Genomic DNA, 22,669 nt, shown 5'->3' with positions numbered 1-22,669 from the left:
CAAGATCAGACGATAAATCTACAAAATTCTACAAATTGATTATTTACTTCGTTTTTAAAATTCTAACTTTTATTCAATTTTTTAAGAGGAACCATTATAACAAGGTTGTGGTAATATTGAACTTGCACTCTCTTGAAAAAAAAGAACTTCAATTATTGGTTGCAATGATCATTTTGGTTCCGCTCGCTGGCGAAATTAAATTTTATCCATTTAATGAAGTTTATCGGGTGAGTTTTGGACCTCCAACATTGTTTATTTTTTTATTGTGGCTGAGAAAGGTACCAGCTGTTATATGTGGTGTTCTTGCAGGCTTATCAATTGTGACATTTCGGGTTCTTCTCGATTTGATATCCCTTACATCTGTTGATTGGATGGCTTCCATTCATACAAATTCTCCTTATTTTTTCTATTACTTCACGTATGCGCTTGTTTTTTCTGTTTTAAGAATTCACCGATTTTACAATCGACCATGGGTGATCGGCCTTTTGGGGATTGTGATAGAATTGGCAGCCGGGATTGTCGAGCTACTCGCTGAAAATATTATGATTGGAACGGTAATGACTTTAGATGCCTTTAATAAAATTATGATTATTGCCATATTCCGAAGTTTTTTTGTGATCGGTTTATTTAGTATGATAAAATTGCATGAATCTAAGCTAAGGGAAGCGGAGATTCAAAAACGCAATGAACATATGATCATGCTGGTATCGAACCTTTACGAAGAGTCGGTGCTATTAAAAAAATCCGTTCAAGATGCTGAGGAAATTACGAGGCAATCTTACAACCTGTATCAAAAATTGCAGGAGATCAGGAAAGGGAAGAAAAGGCTGTCGCTGGAGGAGCTTTCACGGCATGCCTTGAGGATTGCCGGCGAGGTTCATGAGATCAAAAAAGATAATCAACGCATTTTGTCTGGACTTTCAAAAGTAATTTCAGAAGAAAGCTCCCTTGATTATTTAGATGTCCGATCACTTTTATCAATCATTGTTCGAACACATGAGAAGTATGCTGAGCTGTTGGGGAAAAACATTGAATTCAGTATTGCATATAATGGGTCACATCCTGAGTATCATGTGTATACGTTTATTTCCATTGTGAATAACCTTGTCGCTAACGCAGTGGAGGCCATCAAAGGAACTGGCAGCATTGAGATTGCAGTGGAGCGGGAAAATGATTGGCTCCAAATACGCGTTCATGATGATGGTCCCGGAATTCCCGATCAATATAAAGATATTATTTTTAAACCAGGATTCACCTTGAAATTCGACAGCACGGGCAATTCATCAACAGGTATTGGGCTTTCATATGTGAAAGAATTGGCAGAAAAGCTTAAAGGGGAAGTAATGATTGATCATCAGGAAGATAGCAAAGGGGCAACATTTATCGTTCGTCTGCCAATTGGAAATTTAACCCAGAAAAGGTGATTTTATGAGGTTTTTTATAATAGATGACGATGAGTCAATTCGTACTATGCTATGGCATATCATTGAAGACGAGGAACTTGGTGAAGTCGTCGGCGAAGCAGCAGACGGTGCTGATGTTAGCGGTGAATTTTTAAATTTGAAGAAAGTCGATATTTTATTAGTTGACCTGTTAATGCCCATTCAGGACGGCATTGAAACGATTAAGAAAATCAAGCCGATTTTTAAAGGAAAAATTGTTATGATATCGCAGGTGGAATCAAAGGATATGATCGGCCAAGCTTATGAATACGGAATCGAAAACTATATAACGAAGCCGATTAATAAAATTGAAGTATTGTCAATCTTAAAGAAGGTGATGGGTCATATACGTTTGGAAAAAACCATTCAGGATATCCATCACTCTTTATATAGTGTTATGAACGTTGATCATCTTCTAAAGCAAAATGTAAATCCTTATAAAGAAAATTCTCTTTCTGCCAGTGCACGATTCCTCCTTTCAGAACTAGGCATTGCCGGAGAAAGCGGCAGTAAAGATCTCATTGAAATCATGCAGTTTTTATATGATTACGAACAAGAGAAAACATTTGCCGGCGGATTTCCTTCATTAAAGGAGATATTTAGAAATATTGCGTTGAAGAAGCTTGGAGAAGCAGCCAGTGAAGAGGAGCTGAAAAGGGAAATTAAAGCGTCTGAACAACGTGTGCGGAGGGCGATCTATCATTCCTTGAACAACTTAGCGTCACTTGGGCTCACAGACTTCATCCATCCAAAGTTTGAAAATTACTCATCCAAATTTTTTGATTTCACTGCTGTTCGTCAAAAAATGGAGGAATTAAAAGCCGATCGGCCTGCAGCTGCATCGTCTATACGAATCAATACGAAAAAATTTATCCATGCTTTTTATTTTGAAATCAAGCACTTGATGGAGGAATAAAATCGATTTCAAAGATTCCCTGCATGCGTGCAAACTTATGAAAGTAAAAATGAATCATTCACCTTATTCAAAACAGCGAAACGGTCATAAGTGCCGAAAAAGAGGAAATAACTACAGCTTCATTTTTTATGGGCCATTCTTATTGTAAGAAATGGCCCATTACGTCTTTTAGGGATTGGCTGGCCAGCTCGTCTTCCATCGCTTTTTGAACGCGCGTAAATGTGCTGTCCAGGGCGGATTGAATGTTTTTTCCAACGGGACAATTGGGGTTCGGATTTTCGTGAATGGCGAATAATTCGTCTTTCGGTTCGACCGCTTTAAAAATATCCAAAAGTGTTATGTCTTCAGGGTTTTTTGTTAATTTTGCTCCGGTTCTGCCGGCATGGGAAGTTAATAGTCCCGCTTTCTTGAGCATGCTTGTAATTCGCCGGATCACCACAGGATTCGTGTTGACGCTTTTGGCAATAAATTCTGAAGACACGTGCTCAAGGGGATTTGATGCTATTAAGATCATAATATGAATCGCCACTGCTAAACGGCTGTTAATCATAAGTTTCCACCACCATTTGTCACTATTTTAGTGACAAATTTGAAATTTTGTCAAACAGGTCGGCAGGCAATGATTTCCGGATGACAGCTTCAATCAATAAGTTGACAGAGATTTATATTTGTAACTATAATAGTTACATATAATTTGTAACTGAATTAGTTACATAAAGGGAGGAAAATTGTTTATGAAAATTGCCGTTATTGGTGCAACGGGAAAAGCAGGAAGTTTAATAGTAAAGGAAGCAAAGGAACGAGGACATGATGTTACGGCTATTGTCCGCAATGCTTCTAAAGTGACTGATGTACCAGCTGTTGAAAAGGGTATTTTCGATATTACATCAGAGGATATAAAAGATTTTGATGTTGTTGTAAATGCATTTGGCACTGCACCTGGTGAAGAGCATAAACATGTGGAGGCAGGAAAAGTATTAATCAATGCCTTGAAAGGAGCGCCTAATACGCGGCTTATTGTTGTAGGAGGAGCGGGCAGCCTGTTTGTCGATGAAGCGAAAACAACCCGCCTCTTTGATACGCCGGATTTTCCGAAAGAATATTTGCCGGTAGCGAAAAGCTCAGCTCAAAATTTGCAAGATCTTGAAAACTCTGAAGGGATTCAATGGACTTATATTAGCCCAGCTGCATTTTTTGATCCGCAAGGTCCGCGCACAGGTGAATATAAAGTTTCAGGCGATGTGCTTGCTGTCAACTCTGAAGGCCAAAGCTACATCAGTTATAGAGACTATGCGATAGCACTTGTAGATGAAATTGAAAACCGTAAGCACATTAATAAACGTTTTTCCGTCGTATCCAAATAAAAGCTTGATTGCCGAGCGGTGCAGATTTTCTTATTTTTTTACGGTTTGAGATTTGGGAGGATTTCGGGGGTTATTCATATAATGAAATATAAGCCTCAGACACCCTGTGGGGAGCTGAGGCTTATATTTTTCTATAAAGTTGAACAAGCTACCCGTTTTTCACACGGGCGGTTTTTTTAATAAAGAGGGGGTTCCCAAAAGTCAACTTATACTGACTTTTTGGACAGTTCCTTAATATTAAAGAGCCGCTTTTATTACTTTTTTATAATAAAGTACGGAGAGAAAGCCGAAAATCGAATACAAAGCTGTATATAGCAGCATGACGAGAATCATTGGCGTCCAGAGCTCTGTGCCGAATAAAAACCATCCGGATTGAACGGCAAAGTAGCTGTGGAAAAGCCCGATGATCAAAGGAATCCCAAAATTAAAAGCTTGTTTGGCTTGAACTCCTTTGAGCAAGTCGCCTTGTGTGAAGCCGAGTTTTCTTAAAATGGTATAATTTAGCTTTTCATCTTCGCTCTCATCCATTTGTTTGAAATAAAGAATGCAGCCGGATGTAATCAGAAAAGTTAAACCTAAAAAGCCGACAATAAACATGCTGAGCCCCATAGATCGTTTTTGATTGCTGCTCATGGCGAGCCGTGAATCATGATTGCCGCTAAACGTCGTTTTTTGAAAGATTTCATCAGCTTCCTGTATTTTAGCTTCATCTTGAATATCAATTCCTATATGAACAGACGGTTTCATGTCCATGTCCTTTTGTAAACGGTCAAATATCGCTTCGTCGACAATGGCAACAGGCAGGCCACCGCTTGTGAAAAAATAGGAAATGTAGTATTCCTTTTGTAAACCTAAATATTTTTGCGGTATGACTTCGTGCCGGCCTTTTAATTCGATTTGACCGGAACTTTTCAGCGGCATAAACTTCTGCATCATATCGTTATACCCTGCAAAAAGAGTTTCATCTGGAGACAGATTGATCTTTTCTACATCGTCGTCACTAATGATTGGGAGAGTCATGGATGCCGGGTCAACTTTCAATTCCTTCAGCTTTGTATCTAATATTTTCTTCATATTGATGTTTGCGTGGATCACATCAATCATTTTTTCACTGTATGGAATGTGATGCGCATGTAATGCTTCTTTAAAATGCTTTGCATCTTCTGCATTCGTCAGAGCAAAATCGGCGGCGACATAATTTTCAGCGGATTTTTCCGATGAATAGTAGGAAATATAACTTAAAGATAACAATCCGATGGCAAGAGCAGAGACGGTTGTAATGATCGTTAATAATAAAGCATTTGACTTCATTCGGAACATAATCGATGAAAGAGATAGTACCTCATGAATATTTAAATAACCATCCTTCTTTTTTCTAATGAGATAAAAAATAAAGCTGACAGACCCTTTATAAAATAAATAGGTTCCGATAATGACAGATCCTAGTATAAAGATCATCGCAAGGAATAGCTCATTCATCGTAGTAAAATCGCCGCCAAATAACTTAGACGAAATATAGTAGCCTATAATGATGAAGAATATGCCGAGAATCCCGATAATCATTTCCAACAGGGATACTTTTTTTACTTCTGTAGTGGAAGCAACTTTAAATAAAGATAAAATGTTCTGTTTTTTAATAAATACGTAATTCAACAGCATGATACAAAGATAAATCGCACTAAAAACGATCACTGTTTGGATCAAAGCATTAGGTGAAAAAGTAAGCGTTGCAATGGCATTGACGCCGGTAATTTTAAACAAAATCATAATGAATAATTTGGAGCTGGAAAATCCAATAAAGACTCCAATGAATAATGAGCTGAAATAAATGATAAAATTCTCAGCCGTAAGAATGCGGAATATTTTCCCTTTTGTCATGCCGATTAATTGAAGCAAGCCAATTTCTTTACTGCGCCGTTTAATGAAGATGTTATTGGCATACAAGAGAAAGACAGTCACAATGACAATCAATAATACGGATGCAGTTCGAATGGCAGCAGCCCCTTTAATCGAGCCTTTTGTTGCATCCATTGACGGATCATATTGCAATGTGACAAACGCGAAATAAAGGGCTACTGTAAACATTAAGGCAAATACATATAAATAGTAGTTTTTCAGATTTTTTTTCAAATTACGGAAAATCAGCTGATTAATGCTCATTTTGCACCCCGCCTAATACCCCTTGGGTTTTCATAATATGCTGAAAGAACGTTTGTCTTGTTTCTTCCCCTTTTATTAATTGGGTATAAATTTGTCCGTCTTTTATAAAAATGACCCTGCTTGAGAAGCTTGCTGCAACCGGATCGTGGGTGACCATAACAATGGTGGCTTTTCGTTTTTGATTTAATTTTTGCAGCTTGTTTAATAGATCAGATGCCGACTTTGAATCAAGAGCGCCTGTTGGTTCGTCGGCGAAAATAATGCTCGGCTCATGAATAAATGCCCTTGCTGCTGAAGTGCGCTGTTTTTGGCCGCCGGAAATTTCATTCGGATATTTGTCTTTGATCTCATAAATTCCTAGTTCTGTCGCTAGTTCATTAAATTTTTGCTCCGCGTCTTTTTTTGCTGTTTTTGTAATGGATAAAGGCAGCAGGACGTTTTCTTTCACTGTTAGTGTATCGAGCAAATTGTATTCTTGAAAGATGAATCCTAAATGTCTTTTGCGGAATTCAGCCAGTTGTTTTTCTTTCATGCTTATAATGTCTTTTCCTTCTATTTTGATCGTTCCTTGGCTGACTTGATCAATTGAGGATAGAACATTGAGCAATGTCGTTTTCCCTGAGCCGGATGCCCCCATGATGCTGACGAATTCTCCCTTTTCGACACGAATGTCCAATCCCTTTAACACTTCTTGTTTATTAAATTTGTTTCCATAGCTTTTGTAAATTTTTGTTGCCTCTAAAATATACATATCGCGTCCCTCCTTGATATTTTTATCATAATCGTCCTTCTTGTATTTTTCCTTCGATTCAGCGAACAAAATGAAAAAGCATGTGACAAAATTGTCACATGCTTGTAATGCGGACAAATTCATTTTTCTTTGGAAAGGTTAAGGTAACAGTCGTTCCTTCTCCAAGCTTTGACTCTACTTTAATATCTATCAGCAATGTTTCGGCGGCTTTTTTCGCCAAGTATAATCCCATGCCTGTTGAGGCATTGTCCTGATGTGCGGTCGTGGATGTGAAGCCTTTGTCAAAAATGCGCGGCAGATCCTTCGGGTCAATGCCACGGCCAAAATCCTTCACTTTGATCATTGTTTGATCATTTTGTCGATAGCTTTGAATGATGATATCGGATGAATCGCTGTATTTTACCGCATTTGTTAACAGCTGTCTCATGATAAAGGCGAGCCATTTCGCATCGCTTAGCACTTCGGCAGCCTCTAGCTCGACCTCAAACCCAATTCCTTTTTGCATACACCATGATTGCAAAGCTTTTATCTCTTTGAAAATGAGTGGTTCCAGTGCAACATTTTCAATATATAAATCATTTTCCATGAAAGGAATCCGTTTTTGATGAAGCTGCTGGTCAAGCAGCAGATGAATGCGCAGCCATTCATATGTCAATTGTGCTTTGATAACTTCATCATCTAATCGTTCAATGATTAAATGCATCGCTGTCAGCGGTGTTTTAACTTCATGAATCCATGACAGCAATTCATCTTTTTCCTGCTCGAGCGCAATTCGATTTTGCGAAGCCTCTTGTTTCAAAAGCTTCGTTTGGTTTATTATCCGCTGTTCAATCATTTTTTCAAAAGGGCTTTCAGCATTCGCTATACTTGTTAAATCAAGGCTGTTTTCCCATCCTTCCAAGCTTTTATAAAACTTTGTTTCTTTATTGTAGCGGATGATGACAAAAATGAAAAAAATAATCATCAATAAAAAGACAATATAGAGAACGGACTTTAATGAAATGGTTGAATCAAGATAAGAAATAAAAAGGATAAACAGCTGCATGAATAAAAAGAGAAGGATCCAGCTCTTTCTTTCAATAATATATTTTTTAATCATATACGGCTGCCTCTTCCTTTGCTATGTAGCCTTGGCCGACTTTCGTTTCAATAAAGCGTCCCAACCCGAGCTCATCCAATTTTTTTCGCAAACGATTGACATTGACCGTTAAGGTATTATCGCTGACAAAGCGCTCATCCTCCCACAGGCTTTTGATTAATTCTGTCCGGCTGACGATTTTGTTTTTCTTCTCAAGCAAATGCTTTAATATCAATAGTTCATTTTTAGTTAGTTCAATTGTTCCTTTATCATTTGTGACCGTATTGTTCTCATAATCGACCGTCGCCCCGCACCATGCCTTCAGCTTCATTCGTTCTGTATTATAGTTGTATACTCGGCGGAGAATTGCTTGTATTTTTGCGATAAGCACCTCGAAATGAAACGGTTTTTGTATAAAATCATCCGCTCCAAGCTGCATTGACATCACCATATCGGTCGGGTGATCCCGCGATGATAAAAAAATAATCGGAACGTTGGAATGGGAGCGGATCATTCGGCACCAATGAAATCCATCAAACTTTGGCAGCTGAATATCAATGATGACCAAATCAGGCTTGATGGCTGTAAATTCTTCAATCACTTTTCCGAAGTCTGTAATGCCGTATACATCATAAGACCATTGTAATAACCGTTCTTTTATTTCATGAAACAGGGTGGTGTCATCCTCAATCAGCAAAATTTTAAACAATGCTTTCACCACACTTTTTTCACTTATGTTTGTTAGACTTTTTCCCGCTGTCCTAAATTGTGCATGATTGAGCGGATAGCGGTGTTTTTTTGCGATTTTTCTATAATTGATTGTATAAATCATTTTCCGGCTTTCTGAAGATTGCTGTTCCCGAGGGAAAAAAATGATCTTTGCCCTTATTATAATTGATTTTACAAGGTAATTGAAACGGTTTAATGTTGCGATGAGCCGTTTTTCAACTCGTTTAAGAGTTTTAAAGGTTTATTAAAGGCGGATGTGAGGTCAGAATACTTCTTGTTAAATTTTGTTTTTATATTAAAAATATTCCAGTTTATACCGATATGAAAAATGGAAATTTTATAAAATATGGAGGAGGTTATTATGAAAAAAATTGTCGGAGTTATTTTTACGCTGGCTGTTCTATCATTTTCGTTCGTATTTGCATTCTTTCCTGCAAAAACTTCAGCTGCATCCGCACCACCATTAACGGATTTACAGATAATTGGTATTACGTCGGATGGAAAGATAATGAATGGGAAATCATTTCACCAAATCAATTGTCGGCAATCACTCCTTTAAAAGGGAGAAACATAAGAATTGCCATTTATGTTGAAGGTACTGAGCGTCCAGGCTTTCTTAGAATATATAATGGTGGAAGGGATATTACTTCTCAAACTCGTAAACCTTTAGCGGATGAACCTTTATCAGGATCTGACAAAATTGTGTATGGGTGGATCAAATATTATGAAATACCTATGAGGCTATTGACTACAGAATCGATCAGCATTTCAGCGTTAGATTATTTTTCAAATAAAACACTTTATGATCACATAAATTTTACAATTGTTAGGGAGTGATCTTATATGAATATTACTGAAACTCAATATTTTGCTGCTTATACGCAATTGACGCTTGTAGCTCCGTTCAAAAAACATTTGGAAACAGGCAGCCCTTATGGCAACGAGACAAGAGAAGAATACAACAGCAAAATGGATTTTTATGAATTTATGGACGCAATAAAGGAAGGGAAAATTGTAAATGAAGATTTAGCCAGAGAAACGTCTCATTTCCATAATAAAATTTTGGATGATAAGATGAGGTATGGTGGAGATCCATTTTTCAATGCTGAAGTAGCAAAAATTATTCAAAAAGCATTTAAACTCGGTTTAGTCGGAAAAAACGAAGAACTTATTGCCAAATACGAGCAAAGCATTTAAAAATGGAATAAAACAAGCCGCTTGAACGCCAAATCACCGGCAGTCAAACGGCTTGTTTTCGTTTTGTCTGTTAATTTTGAGTGAATTATTTCACTTCTAAATAAATAGTTCAAGTATTCTCTTTTGTTCCAGCAAAATGCTTTACACAAAATCAAATTAAATTAAAATAAACTGGTTTTATGTTATACTTTGTTCAGTAATAAGCGGGGAACAGATTATGATGAAGGGAAAGAGGCTACATGAAAATACGTGTATCTGCTGTTCAATATCATCTTCATTCCATCGGGAGCTTTGAAGATTTTGCAAACCAAGTAACGCATTATGTGAAAACCGCAGAAGAGTTTGATGCTGATTTTGTTCTTTTTCCTGAATTTTTTACGACTCAATTGCTGTCCATTCCGAATCAAAAGCAGACGATTCAAAATTTACCTCATTATACGGACCGATATTATTCACTATTTACATCGCTTGCTAAAGAAACGGGCATGCATATTATTGGAGGCACTCATATTATCGAAAAAGAAGGACGATTGTATAATACAGCCCATTTATTTTATCCCGATGGCCGGATAGCTGAACAAGCGAAGCTTCACTTGACGCCGACGGAAGTGAAAGAATGGCATCTGACTCCCGGAGAAACGGTTCAAATATTTGAAACCGAAAAAGGAAAAATTGCCATGTTAACTTGTTATGATATCGAATTTCCGGAAATTGTTCGGATTGTGCGAGGAATGGGAGCTGACGTTGTGTTCTGTCCGTCTTGTACAGATGACCGCCACGGATTTCAACGAGTGCGGTATACAAGCCACGCCAGAACGATTGAAAATCAAATCTATGTGGTGACAACAGGGACAGTAGGTTCGCTTCCTACCGTTGATTTTATGAGGGCAAATTTCGGCCAGGCAGCGGTCATTACTCCGAACGACATCCCATTTCCGAAAAACGGGATCTTGATGGAGGGGGAAATAAACCACGATATGATTATTACGGCGGATCTTGATTTATCTCTCTTATACAAAGTGAGAGAAAACGGATCTGTCACCACTTGGAGAGACCGCCGCTTTGATTTATATCCTGATTTAAGTGTTCATGGACGAAAGGGGAATGGAGATGAGCCGTTACAGAAAGAGATTTTATCTGAATAATCAAGGCCGCAATGTCGAAGTGGTGATAAGGAATTATAATGAAGCAGATTTTGATGAATTAATTGAAATTCAAAAGGAAAGCTTTCCGCCGCCTTTTCCATCAGAACTTTGGTGGAATAAAGAGCAATTAACGAATCACGTGACATTGTTTCAGGAAGGCGCTTTATGCGTTGAGGTAGAAGGAACGTTAGCAGGATCGATGACATCTTTAATCGTGAATTTTGATCCCGCCCATCCTGATCATACTTGGGAAGAGATAACGGACAACGGCTATATCCGTAACCATGATCCGAATGGCAACACTTTATATGTTGTGGATATTTGCATCCGTCCGTCCCATCGAAAGCTGGATTTAGGAAAATGGCTTATGCAATCAATGTACGAAGTAGTTGTCCATAAAGGATTGGATCGCTTGCTCGGCGGCGGCAGAATGCCGGGATATTATAAATATGCGGATGAGATGTCAGCTGAACAATATGTAGATGCTGTCGTCAGCGGAAATTTAAAAGACCCGGTTATTTCATTCCTCCTCCGTTGCGGACGGACGCCTCTTGGAATTGTGGCTAATTATTTGGAGGATGAGGAATCCCGTAACTATGCTGTTCTAATGGAATGGAAAAATCCGTTTAAATAAGTAATTGAAAAAAGCTGCTTGAACGCCAATTATTGGTGATACAGCGGCTTTTTTTCATGCTCGCTCTCTGCTAATATTTTAAACTTGCTTTCACATGGAATATGAGCCAGTTTCCATATCAAACTTCGGCTTTTTGGATCTGTACCTCCGATATGATCGTTCGGCATTTACATATTGCAGTCATTGCCTATTCACTTTTGCCTAAGGTAAAATCAAACATAATAAGGCATGACTGGGGCGATAAATAGTGGATGAACGAACGAGGCATTATTTTGCGGAATTGCAGTCAAGTGATAAAAATGCGCAGTACGAAGCGTACAGCAGCATTATGAAGATCACTGAAGAAAAAGTCGATTGGGCGTATGAAGTATGGGATCAGCTGAAGGAAGAGCTGACAAGTAAAGACTCTCATAAGCGCTCGCGTGCTGCTCAGTTTTTAAGCCGCTTAGCGATCAGCGATCCCGAACAGCGAATGTTGGAGGATTTTCCTCAAGTTTGGGAAGTAACCTATGATAAAAAGTTTGTAACTGCCAGACATAGTTTGCAGGCTATTTGGAGGATTGGTTTAGCTGGGGAAAAGCAAAAAGAGATGGTTATCCGTCATTTGGCAGCTCGGTTTGACAACTGTGTTGACGAAAAACATGCGACACTTATTCGGTTCGATATTATTCAAGGGCTGCGAAACTTGTATGATAAAGTGCAGGATGAAGCGATCAAGCAGCTTGCCTTCGATTTAATTGAAAAGGAAGAAGATCCGAAATATCAAAAAAAATATGCAGCAGTATGGAAATAGAAAAAAAGAGCCGTCAGTAGCAACACTCCCAGTAAATAAATGGCAATATGATTAAAAGAATGATTGTTTGCTGATTATGTAGTGGCTTTAGAGGATCGGAAGGTATTTGCAGACTGTCTCAGGCATTCATTTCCAACAGATTAATTGAAGAACAAACATATTCTTACAATAACAGAAGGAAAAATAATGCCCTTTTAAAGTGATTGCACATCAAATAAATGCCGTTTGAAGTGAAAAAAGAAGAAAATTTTCATTTTGAAGTATTATACGCTGTCAAGCTTCTATAAAAAATGCTTTTGATCATTCGTCTCAGCGTTTCAAAGCAGAGGTTTCAAAAGAAAAAACTGCACGTAAATATTAAATCGGCAACATTTTATAAAAAAAATTTTTCAGTTGATTGGCTATCATAGAACAAAACATTACATTTCGGAGTGATAAACGATGGAAAATTCTCAAATAAATGAAGTTCAAGAGCTGTACCAGCAACTAATCAATGCGTGGAACAATCGAACTGCTAGCGGAATGACGGATCTGTTTACTAAGGATGGCGAAAGCATTGGTTTCGATGGCAGTCAGTCGATTGGACACGATGAAATATTCGCACATCTCCAGTCCGTCTTTGAACACCACCAGACAGCTAAATTTGTCAGCAAAGTGAAAAATGTCCGGTTTCTAGCTCCTGATATCGCTATTTTACGAGCGATTGCCGGTATGGTTCCTCACGGCCAGTCCGATTTAAATCCTGATGTGAACACTCATCATACACTTGTTGCAGTGAAAACGGAAGGAATTTGGCGTATTCAACTTTTTCAAAATACTCCAGCTCAGTTTCATGGCAGACCTGAATTGGTTGAACAAATGACCGAAGAGTTAAGACAGCTGCTTAAATAATCCATGTCCTGTTCAGGGGAATGGTGAAATATACTTTCATGCAAAAAGAAGATTAGGAAAATCCTAAATCTTCTTTTTTGATGTGTGCGAATAAAACGCTTCACATTTTCATAACGAAAAAATCATTTTTATATAATCATCGTTGATATCAAATTTGTTATTAATGACTTTTTGTTGCTGTAAGCATTTGTGATATTTGGACAAGTATACTTTGATACCTATTAGTGGCATTTGTTTTAAATAAAAAGCGGGCAAATCGGAAAATGCTTTTACTACTATAAAACTACCCTCCAATTATGATTGCAAGCTGCGATGATAGTTTTGTGCTCTAATATGTAGTTGGCAATGAGTTCGGTCATGTCGATGGGGATATTTTTAACGATCGGTTTTTCTTTAAACATATCAAAATTGCCTGTTCCACCTGCGCGGTAGCTGTTCATGACGACATCATATTCTTTGTCAAGCTCCAATGGGCTGCCGTGATAATTTAGCTTCACAACTCGTTGGCCAACTGGATTAGAGATTTTTAATTCGTATTCAATTCCTTCCCACATATCATAATTGTAATGCTGCGGTTTAGGATATAAGAAAGCGGGATTGACAGAGATTGTTCCGTTTTGAACCGTAAAATACTTGGCGCTTTGCTCTAAAGCATCTTTAATATCTTGGCCGCTGATGCGGATGACAGTTAATGTGTTCGGATAAATATAATTGGAAACAATATCGCGCATTGTAACATGTTGTTTGAATCCAGGCAAGTCATTATTGAATAAGGCAGTGGCAGAAATATCAACTTTGGCTGTTTCCATTTGCACCTTATTGATAAATTCTATAAAAGGATTGTCTTGTAATCGGGTCTTCAATGGATCAGATACGGTCATGTCACCAATAACGGTTCCGATCGGCTGATCCAGCAATTTTTGCGTTTCTTGTTCAATATCGGATATCAATGCCAAAACATCTTGATTCGCTTCCATTTTTTCATCAATTTTGATTAAGTTGGAATGACTAACGATTGCGGGGCTGTTTCCATTTGCCTTCTGTCTAACTTTCATCGTCACTTCACCCAAAAATTGCCCCTTATGGCCTGGCTGAATGATTGTGATGCCGTTTAGTTTATCTGCGAGTGGGCGGTGCTGATGACCTGTGATTAAAATATCAACACCCTCTAGTTCTTGGCACATTTGGTATGCTTGGTTTTCTCCTGTCAGCTGTTCTATAGGCTCTCCAGTTTGTAGATCTCTTTCAAATCCCCCATGATATGAGACGATCATCACATCTGGTTTTTCTTTTTGGCGAATATCACTCACCCATAATTTAGCCGTTTGCAATGCATCTTTGAAAACAAGTCCCTCAATATTTCGCGGCTCTTCCCAATTAGGGATGAAATGAGTGGTTATACCAAGTACAGCAATTTTGACTCCGTCCAATACCTTGACGAGATAAGGTGTTCCAAAAGCGGGCTCTCCTGTTGTTTGCTTCAAGATATTAGCGGACAGCCAAGGAAAAGCTGATTGATCAATCGCCTTTTGTAAATAACTTCGTCCATAATTAAATTCATGATTTCCCAATACGCATGCATCATATTGGAGATCATTCATAACTTGAATCATCGGATTTTCACTGTCGGGCCTGTTTTTTGCATGGTAATAAGTCAACGGGCTTCCTTGAATCAAGTCTCCATTATCAAGTAAAAGTACATAGCCTTTTTTTCTTTTTTCTTTTATAATCGTGGCTATTTTAGCCAGTCCGAAATTTTGTTCTTCTTTGTCTCTGTAATTGGTCGGGTAAATGTAGCCGTGAAGATCGCTGGTTACAAGCAGATGAATCGCAGTTTCCTTCTCCATTATTTTCCTCCTTCTTTTTTTTTCATCATAACAAATCGTTGTAAAAATGAAATAGATAATTGAATGAAAAGAAATAATTTACAAAGTTAACAAAATATTTGTGATATTTTGTAACAAAATTTACAAATAATTAAAAATTTGGTGTTAAAATGGAAATTAGATTTTCAAAAAGATATGGGGGAAATTAATATGTTTAAAAAATTAGTAGCTTTTGGAACAATACTAGCTTTAACAGCGGTGGTCATCAGCGGATGCGGGGACTCCAGCAATTCCCAACAAACTAATAGCAGCAAAGAATCAGTTGGGTATATTCCGGAAACTCTTTCTGTACAATTTGTACCTTCTCAAAATGCAGATACATTGGAGGCCAAAGCAAAGCCGCTTGAAAAGTTATTGGGAGATCGTTTAGGTATACCTGTAGAGGTAAGTGTTTCAACGAACTATAATACCATTGTTGAAGCTATGGAATCCAAAAAAGTAGATGTAGGATTTTTGCCGCCAAATGCTTATGTGCTGGCGAAAGAAAGAGGAGCTGCTGAAGTAATTCTTCAAGCGCAACGTTACGGAGTGGATGATGAGACCGGGCAACCAACAGATGAACTAGTAGACAATTACAAATCAATTTTCGTAGTGAAAAAAGATTCTGGTATTACTAGTGTGAAAGATTTAAAAGGAAAGAAAATCGCTTTTCAAGATGTCACTTCATCTGCAGGTTATGTTTGGCCGGCCGCAACGCTGATGGATAATGGGATTGATCCATTAAAAGATGTACAAGGAATAACAGTAAAAGGGCACGACCAAGCAATTATTTCTGTTTTGAACGGTGATGTCGATTGTGCGGTTGTTTTCCAAGATGCCCGCAATACCGTAGCAGGAGATTACCCAACTGTTTTCGAAGATACGAAAGTCATTGAGTTTACAGAACCGATTCCGAACGATACGATTTCCGTCCGTTCCGACATGAATTCAGAATGGGTTGAAAAAATCAAGCAAGCTTTCATTGATATTGGAAAAGACGAAGAAGGGCATGCGATTATAAAAGACATTTACACGCATGAAGGCTACATAGAATCGAAAGACAGTAACTTCGATATCGTCAGGGAGTATGCTGAAAAAGTGAAAACTGAATAATGTATTTTCATAAAATATAGCCAGGCGAATCGTTCGTACTGGCTAATCCTCTATGAATAGATAAAGCAACGTCGGGATGTTTAGATAAATATTTAAAAAAGGTTGGTATGCAGAGTGATAGAATTTCATCGTGTTACAAAAATTTATCCTAATGGTGTAGTAGGATTGGAAAATATTGATTTGAAAATTGAAAAAGGGGAATTTGTTGTGATTGTCGGTTTATCTGGCGCTGGCAAATCAACGTTGCTACGTTCTATTAATAGATTGCATGAAATTAGTTCCGGAGAAATAACAATAGACGGGAAATCCATCACGAAAGCAAAGGGGAAGGAACTCCGCCGCATCCGTCGCGACATTGGGATGATCTTCCAAAATTTTAATTTAGTGAAAAGGTCGACTGTTTTACGAAATGTTTTATCTGGAAGAGTTGGCTACCATTCTACTCTCCGAACCGTTTTGGGATGGTTTCCAAAAGAAGATGTGGATTTGGCCATGAATGCTCTGGAACGAATGAATATTCTTGAAAAAGCGTACACCAGATCGGATCAGCTTTCAGGAGGACAGCAGCAAAGAGTGTCGATTGCTAGAGCTTTGGCGCAAAAAGCTAAAATCATTTTAGCGGATGAGCCTGTAGCATCTTTAGATCCTTTGACAACAAAACAAGTAATGGATGATTTAAAAAAGATCAATCAAGAGTTAGGAATAACGCTTGTTGTCAACCTGCACTCGGTCGATTTAGCTAGACAATATGCCACAAGGATCATCGGCCTGAAAGCAGGACAAATTGTGTTTGACGGATCTGCTAGGGAAGCGACAGATAAACGGTTTTCTGAAATATATGGAAAGCCTTTTGAGGTGGGAACAAATGAAGCGGATAGAGAGTTTAAATATGAATCGATTAACTAAACAAGAAATTCCTAAAGCACCTACTAAAATAAAGCATTACTTGACAACAGCGTTGATTGTGCTGCTGATCGGCTGGAGCGCCTATCAAACGGAAAGTTCTTTCATCGATTTTGTTGAAGGGTTTCCAAATATGTTTGATTTGCTTGTACAAATGTATCCTCCCAGCTGGTCATATTTTGATGATATTGTTCCGGCAATGCTTGACACATTCCGCATGGCGGTTATTGGGACAACGATGGGAGCTTTGCTTGCGGTTCCATTTGCTTTGTTATGCGCAAGCAACATCGCTTCTAGTAATTGGATTTATTACCCGTTCAGATTTATTTTAAATTTAATTCGTACCATTCCTGAACTTCTTTTAGCCGCTATATTTGTTGCGATTTTCGGATTGGGGCCATTACCAGGAATATTTGCATTAGCTGTTTTCTCAATGGGCATTATTGCGAAATTAACTTATGAAGCGATGGAAAGTATTGATAAAGGCCCATTGGAGGCGATGACGGCAGTTGGCGCCAATAAAATTCAATGGATCGTCTACTCTGTCGTTCCGCAAGTGTCCCCTTACTTTGTCTCTTTCGTTCTTTACACCTTTGAAATTAATATAAGGGCTGCAGCTATATTAGGACTAGTGGGAGCAGGAGGAATCGGAGAATATTATGATAAAACATTAGGTTTTCTTGAATACGACAAAGTGAGTACAATCATTATTTTTACATTAATGGTTGTTTTGTTGATCGACTATATTAGTTCTAAATTGCGGGAGAAACTATTATGAAGAGTGTTGCAAGACCAGTTAAACCAAAAAAGAACCGGTTCATGCTTTGGAGTATATATGTGTTGTTGGCTGTTATTTATATATGGGCATTATCCGGTATTCCAATAGAAGGATTTAAAGAAACGGCCGGCCAAATTACAAAAGCGATTTTATCCGGCATTCTTTCTCCTGATTGGGGATATGTTTACTTGCCCGAAGGCGAAGATCTGCTCCGAGGGCTATTAGATACATTAGCGATTGCCATATTAGGCACATTTATTTCAGCTTTTCTATGTATACCGTTTGCTTTTTGGGCGGCTAACAATATGACGAAAGGAAAGATTGCGGCAGGAACAGGAAAATTTATTTTAAGCTTTATCCGGACATTTCCGGAACTAGTGATGGCGTTGTTATTTATTAAAGTAGTAGGCCCTGGCTCTTTTGCCGGTGTGTTGGCGCTCGGACTCCATTCCATCGGGATGCTTGGCAAATTGTTTTCAGAAGAAGTGGAAAATATTGATTTCGGACCAATTGAAGCTTTGAAAGCAACAGGAGCAAGCGGCTTGCAAACGCTGTGGTTTGCCGTTGTTCCACAAATCATTCCTGGGTTTATCTCTTACACCTTATATCGTTTTGAAATTAACCTCCGTTCCGCAAGCATTTTAGGAATCATCGGTGCAGGCGGAATCGGTACACCGCTTGTATTTGCCATGCAGTCTCGCGACTGGAGTCGTGTCGGTATTATTTTATTAGGAATCATTGCCATGGTTACGATCGTCGATATCATTTCCGGCTATTTGCGCAAGAAGGTGGTTTAGCAGATGCTCATAAGGCAGCAATGTATATCGAAAGCTCCAGCAATAGCGGCTGAACTCAATAAAAGGCTTTTGCCTCGTTGAGTTAATAAATTATGGAGGTAGAGTAATTATGAGAAAGATGCTGTTGCAGGGCCTTGTGGCAGTATTGGCGTTTTTTGTTTTTGCTTTGGAAAACGTAACTGTAAGTGCAGAAGGTCCGAATGATCCGGCCCCAATCTTAGTTCCTAGCGATCCGAACGGCAAGAAAGTTTTGTTTGATAACAGCCATGGGCAAACAGCAGGCCAGTCCGATTGGGTGATTGATGGTGCATTTTCCGATTTTGCCAATGCATTGCTTGAAGCGGGATATACAGTGAAGGAGCATCGGAGTTTAGATCCACTTACTCTGGAGGATTTAGAAGGCTATGATGTTTTTATTATTCCAGAGGCACAAATTCCTTTTAAGAAGTCTGAACAAGATGCTATTGCCGAGTTTGCAGAACAAGGGGGAAGCGTATTTTTTATTGCCGACCACTATAATGCCGACCGAAATTTTAACCGTTGGGATTCAAATGAAATTATGAATGGTTGGCGCAGAGGGGCTTTTGATAATCCAACAAAAGGAATGGATCAAGGTGAACAAGCTGCAATGGCTGGTGTTGAAAGCACTGATTGGCTAAGTGAAGAATTTGGTGTAAGATTTCGTTTTAACTCGATAGATAACACAACAGCAAATGTGATTATACCATCTGATGAATCCTTTGGTATAACGAGTGGCATTGATGAAATTTCGATTCATGCTGGTTCTACACTGGCTATTATGAATCCTGAAATTGCTAAAGGGATTGTTTATTTGCCTGATGGGCTTACTGTAGAAGAAAACAAATGGAGCAATGCAGTTGACGAAGGGGTTTATTTTGGCGGCGGAATTCATGAAGGGCCCTTTGTAGCGATAGGAAAAAAGGAAAGAGGAAAGGCCGCTTTCATCGGCGACTCTTCTGTGGTGGAAGACAGCACCCCTAAATATAGAAATGAAGAACACGGAGGAGTCAAGAGAACGTACGACGGATTTACTGAAAAAGATAATGGCCAATTGCTAATGAAAATTGTCGAATGGCTGTCTCATAAAGAAAGTTATCTGACCTTCTCTGAACTTGATATACCGCTTGATCAGCCTTCACCAATATTAGAAATGGAGACCCCAGAGCATTCTGAGGAGCTGAAGCCGGAGCCTTGGCGTTCACCGAATGAAGGTTATCTTTGGTATGATCAATCGACATTTGCTGACGGTTCATTTGGCTCGGAAATGGATCCTCCAAAAGATATTAAATATAACATTGAAACCCCTGAATATTTGCCAACTGGCGGAGAACCTTTTCAAGTAACACTCAAATTAACAGATATGAAACCGGGACAAGTCATTGAAAATGGGGAAATTCAAGTATATTTAGAAGGTGGTACATCAATTTCGCAAGTTCGGCTTCCGAATGGAACATGGCCTACCACTTACGGTTATCAAAGTGTTGGGAGCATTCAAGCTAATCAGCATGGTGTGGCGGAAAAAGTACTGACAATGAGACTTAACCCAACGGTACAAGACGGAACAACAGGATATATTCGCCTTCGAATAGGGGCTGGAAACAACGTCTTCACCAAAACAGTCAATATCGGTCAGTCAATTGTTGAGACGCCGCCTGGCGGTGAAGAAAAATATCAATTGTTAACACCGAAATTCATTCCGCTCGGAGGTATACCATTTCCGGTAGAAGTGGTGATGAGTGGTTTAACACCTGGCCAAGCAGTATCAAATGGACAAATTCAAATATATTTGTCAGGCGGGCAAAGCATTTCGCAAATCCAATTTGAGGATGGAACATGGCCAATCACTTACGGTTATTTCAATATCGGCAAACTGAAAGCAGATGAAAATGGAAAAGCAAAGAAAACGATCATGATGCGCATTAATCCAAATGTTTCGGCGTATGAAGCCTATATCCGTTTGCGCTTAGGTTCGGGCAATAACGTTCTCACGCAGAAGGTAACTATGAGATAGCCATTACAAATTGAAAATGTGTTAGTGTGTATCAGGTTTTTAGAACAGTATTTTGCAACGGCAACGGGGGTAATAATTATGTTTACATTACCCATTCGATAAGGTATCACTAAAATGTTATTCAGCTGAAAGAAGAAGATTGTCTCCACACATAAGACTAAATATTTACTCTTATGTGTGGAAAAGCGGTGTTCCTTATATGCCCCTTTTTACATTATTTAGTTAATATAGGGACGGTTCGATAAGTCCTAATAAGATGAAGCCAGTATAGAAAAACAGCTCATTTTTCTATACTGGCTTTTGTATATGTTTACAATTTTTACTAGAAAACAGCTGGCGGATGACGGCTATCCCTTCATGAGCCTCGGCAAATTCTTGAAGCTTTCTCTCCGCTATTTCTCATTAAAATCCTGAATTGTTTTCCTCAGCTTTTGAGTTCAAACTGTACATCGACTTCAAACGTTTCCGAATCTCCTTGATCGTCTGTTCGATTACATTGGTCGCATACATCACGCTCCGAATACTGACTGGATTCGTCCATAATTGTCAGAAGGACATCCAAGTCGTTGCTGCGATTACGCCTCTCTCAGATACTTAGTAATGACGGAATGGCAGATCATAAAATATTGCCTGCGCCCCGGGAGCAATGGTGATACGCTTTCTCAGGCAGCACTGGCGGGATCACTATAAATAAAAACAAGGGGATTCCCTTTTTCCGCTTCAGAGTCGAAGTAATAGCAAAAAAACATCCGCCTGTTCTACGTCCTTTCAAGATGCCATAATGAAGTAAAAAATTTCTCACGGCATTTGAAAGGGGAAACTATTGAAAATTTTATTTGCGAAAAATTCATGAAGATTCTATTATTTATTTAGAAAATTGTTATATGTTTTGGAGTGTGGTCACGAATTTATGAAAATGGTTTCCTTTAATGCATACCGGACCATCGGAATTCCAGGTGTACACTATATAAAGCCTGACAATATGTTTAAAGAATTAGAAACCATTCGACAAGCGGATATTGTTCTTTTTCCTGAAACGTGGCAAGCCCCTGCTCTAGTATACGGATTAAAGAAAAAAATTTTCCCAAGCATTGAATCATTGCAGCTGGGCTTTAGCAAAGTAGAAATGACGAGAGCGCTGTGGACGGTGGCGCCTGAGCATGTTCCATATACGGAAATATTGGCAAGCACCCCAAGCAATATCGAAAAAGTATTAGAAACGTTCCCGTTCCCATTTGTTGCAAAGGAAGTCCGGAATTCAATGGGAAAAGGAACCTTTATAATTAAAAATGAGTATGATTTTTATCAATATGCTAATCAAAATGATGTTTTGTACGTACAAGAATATTTAGAAAACGACGGAAAAGATTTACGCATTTGTGTCATTGGAAAAGATATTTTCACCGCCTATTGGCGGGTTGGGGCGGAAGGGGAGTTTCTCCACAATGTTGCCCAAGGCGGAAGCCTCTGTTTTGAATTTATACCGCAAGAAGCTTGTGATCTTGTTTTGAATGTCTCGAAACAATTGAACATTAATCATGCCGGCTTTGATGTGCTAATAAGCGGAGGGCATCTTTATATTCTCGAGTTTAATGTTCTTTTTGGGAATATGGGCATCACAAAAAGTGGCTTATCAGTTGAAAAAGCAATTTATGAATATTTATTAAGTGAATTTGTGCCGCCTTTTCCAACATCACCGACTACAAAAAAGGTTATTTAAATCAATAAATGCTAAATGTTCATTTTTGTAGATTCATAGTGATACTTAATAAGGAAAAGACGGAAGAAATACAATAGTTTTTCTTATCATAGAGTGGGAAGCGGCCAATTGGAAATTTTTGTTTTTTAAATGGGAAATACAGTATGAGATTGCTTGTGGATAGAGCGTGCGCCAGCTTTGGAAAAGATGTTTAACGGGCTTCCTTCGTCGATTGTGTACATGCTTCAGGAAGAGCATGTAAAGGTTCATTTGCATGAAGAATTATTTTAAAAAAACTTTTTTTCTCGCTATTGCTCAGCTGATCACAAAGGGTAGATTTTTTCATCTTTAAACGAAAGGACAGCCGAAAGTTGCACTTTCC

General features: G+C 38.6%; 21 protein-coding genes. 15 read left to right on the top strand and 6 right to left on the bottom strand.

Translation table 11 applies throughout. The features are described from left to right. Positions 1 to 116: 116 nt before the first annotated feature. Positions 117 to 1,424 (top strand): sensor histidine kinase, encoded by a 1,308-nt coding sequence (locus NSQ84_RS17910; RefSeq protein WP_130156915.1) that lies wholly within the window; start codon positions 117 to 119, stop codon positions 1,422 to 1,424. Positions 1,425 to 1,428: 4 nt separating this feature from the next. Continuing rightward, on the top strand, positions 1,429 to 2,358 hold the full coding sequence (locus tag NSQ84_RS17905) for a response regulator (protein WP_130156913.1): 930 nt from the start codon (positions 1,429 to 1,431) through the stop codon (positions 2,356 to 2,358). Positions 2,359 to 2,497: 139 nt separating this feature from the next. Here NSQ84_RS17905 and NSQ84_RS17900 read toward each other — a convergent pair whose 3' ends face one another. Then, complete coding sequence (locus NSQ84_RS17900) at positions 2,498 to 2,908, bottom strand: Rrf2 family transcriptional regulator (protein ID WP_327873539.1); 411 nt, start codon at positions 2,906 to 2,908, stop codon at positions 2,498 to 2,500. A 184-nt stretch (positions 2,909 to 3,092) separates the two neighbouring features. On the opposite strand from NSQ84_RS17900, the gene NSQ84_RS17895 reads away from it, so the two are divergent. Next, positions 3,093 to 3,722, top strand: coding sequence for an NAD(P)-dependent oxidoreductase (locus NSQ84_RS17895; protein ID WP_327873540.1), 630 nt, complete (start codon positions 3,093 to 3,095; stop codon positions 3,720 to 3,722). Between the two features lie 237 nt (positions 3,723 to 3,959). Here NSQ84_RS17895 and NSQ84_RS17890 read toward each other — a convergent pair whose 3' ends face one another. The 4 genes from NSQ84_RS17890 to NSQ84_RS17875 all read right to left on the bottom strand — a co-directional run bounded on the left by NSQ84_RS17890 (position 3,960) and on the right by NSQ84_RS17875 (position 8,420). Next, the gene (locus tag NSQ84_RS17890) at positions 3,960 to 5,882 is read right to left on the bottom strand and encodes an ABC transporter permease (RefSeq protein ID WP_117016895.1); all 1,923 of its coding nucleotides are present in this window, start codon (positions 5,880 to 5,882) and stop codon (positions 3,960 to 3,962) included. Continuing rightward, on the bottom strand, positions 5,872 to 6,633 hold the full coding sequence (locus NSQ84_RS17885; protein ID WP_066251459.1) for an ABC transporter ATP-binding protein: 762 nt from the start codon (positions 6,631 to 6,633) through the stop codon (positions 5,872 to 5,874). The genes NSQ84_RS17890 and NSQ84_RS17885 overlap by 11 nt, the downstream gene beginning before the upstream one ends. A gap of 94 nt (positions 6,634 to 6,727) precedes the next feature. Beyond that, positions 6,728 to 7,732 (bottom strand): sensor histidine kinase, encoded by a 1,005-nt coding sequence (locus NSQ84_RS17880; RefSeq protein WP_063389122.1) that lies wholly within the window; start codon positions 7,730 to 7,732, stop codon positions 6,728 to 6,730. Next, the gene (locus NSQ84_RS17875) at positions 7,725 to 8,420 is read right to left on the bottom strand and encodes a response regulator transcription factor (RefSeq protein ID WP_327848295.1); all 696 of its coding nucleotides are present in this window, start codon (positions 8,418 to 8,420) and stop codon (positions 7,725 to 7,727) included. The genes NSQ84_RS17880 and NSQ84_RS17875 overlap by 8 nt, the downstream gene beginning before the upstream one ends. 381 nt (positions 8,421 to 8,801) lie before the next feature. On the opposite strand from NSQ84_RS17875, the gene NSQ84_RS17870 reads away from it, so the two are divergent. The 6 genes from NSQ84_RS17870 to NSQ84_RS17845 all read left to right on the top strand — a co-directional run bounded on the left by NSQ84_RS17870 (position 8,802) and on the right by NSQ84_RS17845 (position 13,100). Next, positions 8,802 to 8,999 carry a hypothetical protein gene (locus NSQ84_RS17870; RefSeq protein WP_066251457.1) on the top strand — a complete coding sequence of 66 codons (198 nt, stop codon included), beginning with the start codon at positions 8,802 to 8,804 and terminating at the stop codon, positions 8,997 to 8,999. 284 nt (positions 9,000 to 9,283) lie between these two features. Continuing rightward, positions 9,284 to 9,637 carry a hypothetical protein gene (locus NSQ84_RS17865; RefSeq protein ID WP_066251453.1) on the top strand — a complete coding sequence of 118 codons (354 nt, stop codon included), beginning with the start codon at positions 9,284 to 9,286 and terminating at the stop codon, positions 9,635 to 9,637. 239 nt (positions 9,638 to 9,876) lie between these two features. After that, positions 9,877 to 10,782 (top strand): carbon-nitrogen hydrolase family protein, encoded by a 906-nt coding sequence (locus NSQ84_RS17860; RefSeq protein ID WP_063389120.1) that lies wholly within the window; start codon positions 9,877 to 9,879, stop codon positions 10,780 to 10,782. Then, the gene (locus tag NSQ84_RS17855) at positions 10,748 to 11,416 is read left to right on the top strand and encodes a GNAT family N-acetyltransferase (RefSeq protein WP_311066684.1); all 669 of its coding nucleotides are present in this window, start codon (positions 10,748 to 10,750) and stop codon (positions 11,414 to 11,416) included. Before NSQ84_RS17860 ends, NSQ84_RS17855 begins: the two co-directional genes overlap by 35 nt. A gap of 247 nt (positions 11,417 to 11,663) precedes the next feature. Further along, on the top strand, positions 11,664 to 12,209 hold the full coding sequence (locus tag NSQ84_RS17850) for a hypothetical protein (protein WP_339212145.1): 546 nt from the start codon (positions 11,664 to 11,666) through the stop codon (positions 12,207 to 12,209). Positions 12,210 to 12,650: 441 nt separating this feature from the next. Beyond that, complete coding sequence (locus NSQ84_RS17845; protein WP_339212144.1) at positions 12,651 to 13,100, top strand: SgcJ/EcaC family oxidoreductase; 450 nt, start codon at positions 12,651 to 12,653, stop codon at positions 13,098 to 13,100. Between the two features lie 275 nt (positions 13,101 to 13,375). On the opposite strand, the gene NSQ84_RS17840 is transcribed toward NSQ84_RS17845, so the two are convergent. Next, on the bottom strand, positions 13,376 to 14,947 hold the full coding sequence (locus tag NSQ84_RS17840; RefSeq protein WP_339212143.1) for a bifunctional UDP-sugar hydrolase/5'-nucleotidase: 1,572 nt from the start codon (positions 14,945 to 14,947) through the stop codon (positions 13,376 to 13,378). A 189-nt stretch (positions 14,948 to 15,136) separates the two neighbouring features. Between NSQ84_RS17840 and NSQ84_RS17835 the strand changes: the two genes are divergently transcribed. The 6 genes from NSQ84_RS17835 (at position 15,137) to NSQ84_RS17810 (ending at position 22,308) form a co-directional block, all read left to right on the top strand. Continuing rightward, complete coding sequence (locus NSQ84_RS17835; RefSeq protein WP_327856179.1) at positions 15,137 to 16,078, top strand: phosphate/phosphite/phosphonate ABC transporter substrate-binding protein; 942 nt, start codon at positions 15,137 to 15,139, stop codon at positions 16,076 to 16,078. Between the two features lie 114 nt (positions 16,079 to 16,192). Next, positions 16,193 to 16,984, top strand: coding sequence for a phosphonate ABC transporter ATP-binding protein (gene phnC / locus NSQ84_RS17830; RefSeq protein ID WP_063389115.1), 792 nt, complete (start codon positions 16,193 to 16,195; stop codon positions 16,982 to 16,984). Next, positions 16,968 to 17,759 carry a phosphonate ABC transporter, permease protein PhnE gene (phnE, locus tag NSQ84_RS17825; RefSeq protein ID WP_063389134.1) on the top strand — a complete coding sequence of 264 codons (792 nt, stop codon included), beginning with the start codon at positions 16,968 to 16,970 and terminating at the stop codon, positions 17,757 to 17,759. Before phnC ends, phnE (NSQ84_RS17825) begins: the two co-directional genes overlap by 17 nt. Further along, positions 17,756 to 18,556 carry a phosphonate ABC transporter, permease protein PhnE gene (gene phnE, locus NSQ84_RS17820; protein ID WP_063389114.1) on the top strand — a complete coding sequence of 267 codons (801 nt, stop codon included), beginning with the start codon at positions 17,756 to 17,758 and terminating at the stop codon, positions 18,554 to 18,556. Before phnE (NSQ84_RS17825) ends, phnE (NSQ84_RS17820) begins: the two co-directional genes overlap by 4 nt. A gap of 109 nt (positions 18,557 to 18,665) precedes the next feature. Then, a complete protein-coding gene (locus tag NSQ84_RS17815) occupies positions 18,666 to 20,588 on the top strand; it encodes a DNA-binding protein (RefSeq protein ID WP_339212142.1) in 1,923 nt (640 codons plus the stop codon). A 910-nt stretch (positions 20,589 to 21,498) separates the two neighbouring features. Further along, a complete protein-coding gene (locus NSQ84_RS17810; RefSeq protein ID WP_327873544.1) occupies positions 21,499 to 22,308 on the top strand; it encodes a hypothetical protein in 810 nt (269 codons plus the stop codon). Positions 22,309 to 22,669 lie beyond the last annotated feature (361 nt).

The sequence above is a fragment of the Aeribacillus sp. FSL K6-3256 genome (genome assembly GCF_037965805.1).
GTDB classification, from domain to species: Bacteria; Bacillota; Bacilli; order Bacillales; family Aeribacillaceae; genus Aeribacillus; species Aeribacillus composti.
This window is presented reverse-complemented; position numbering and strand designations above follow the sequence as displayed.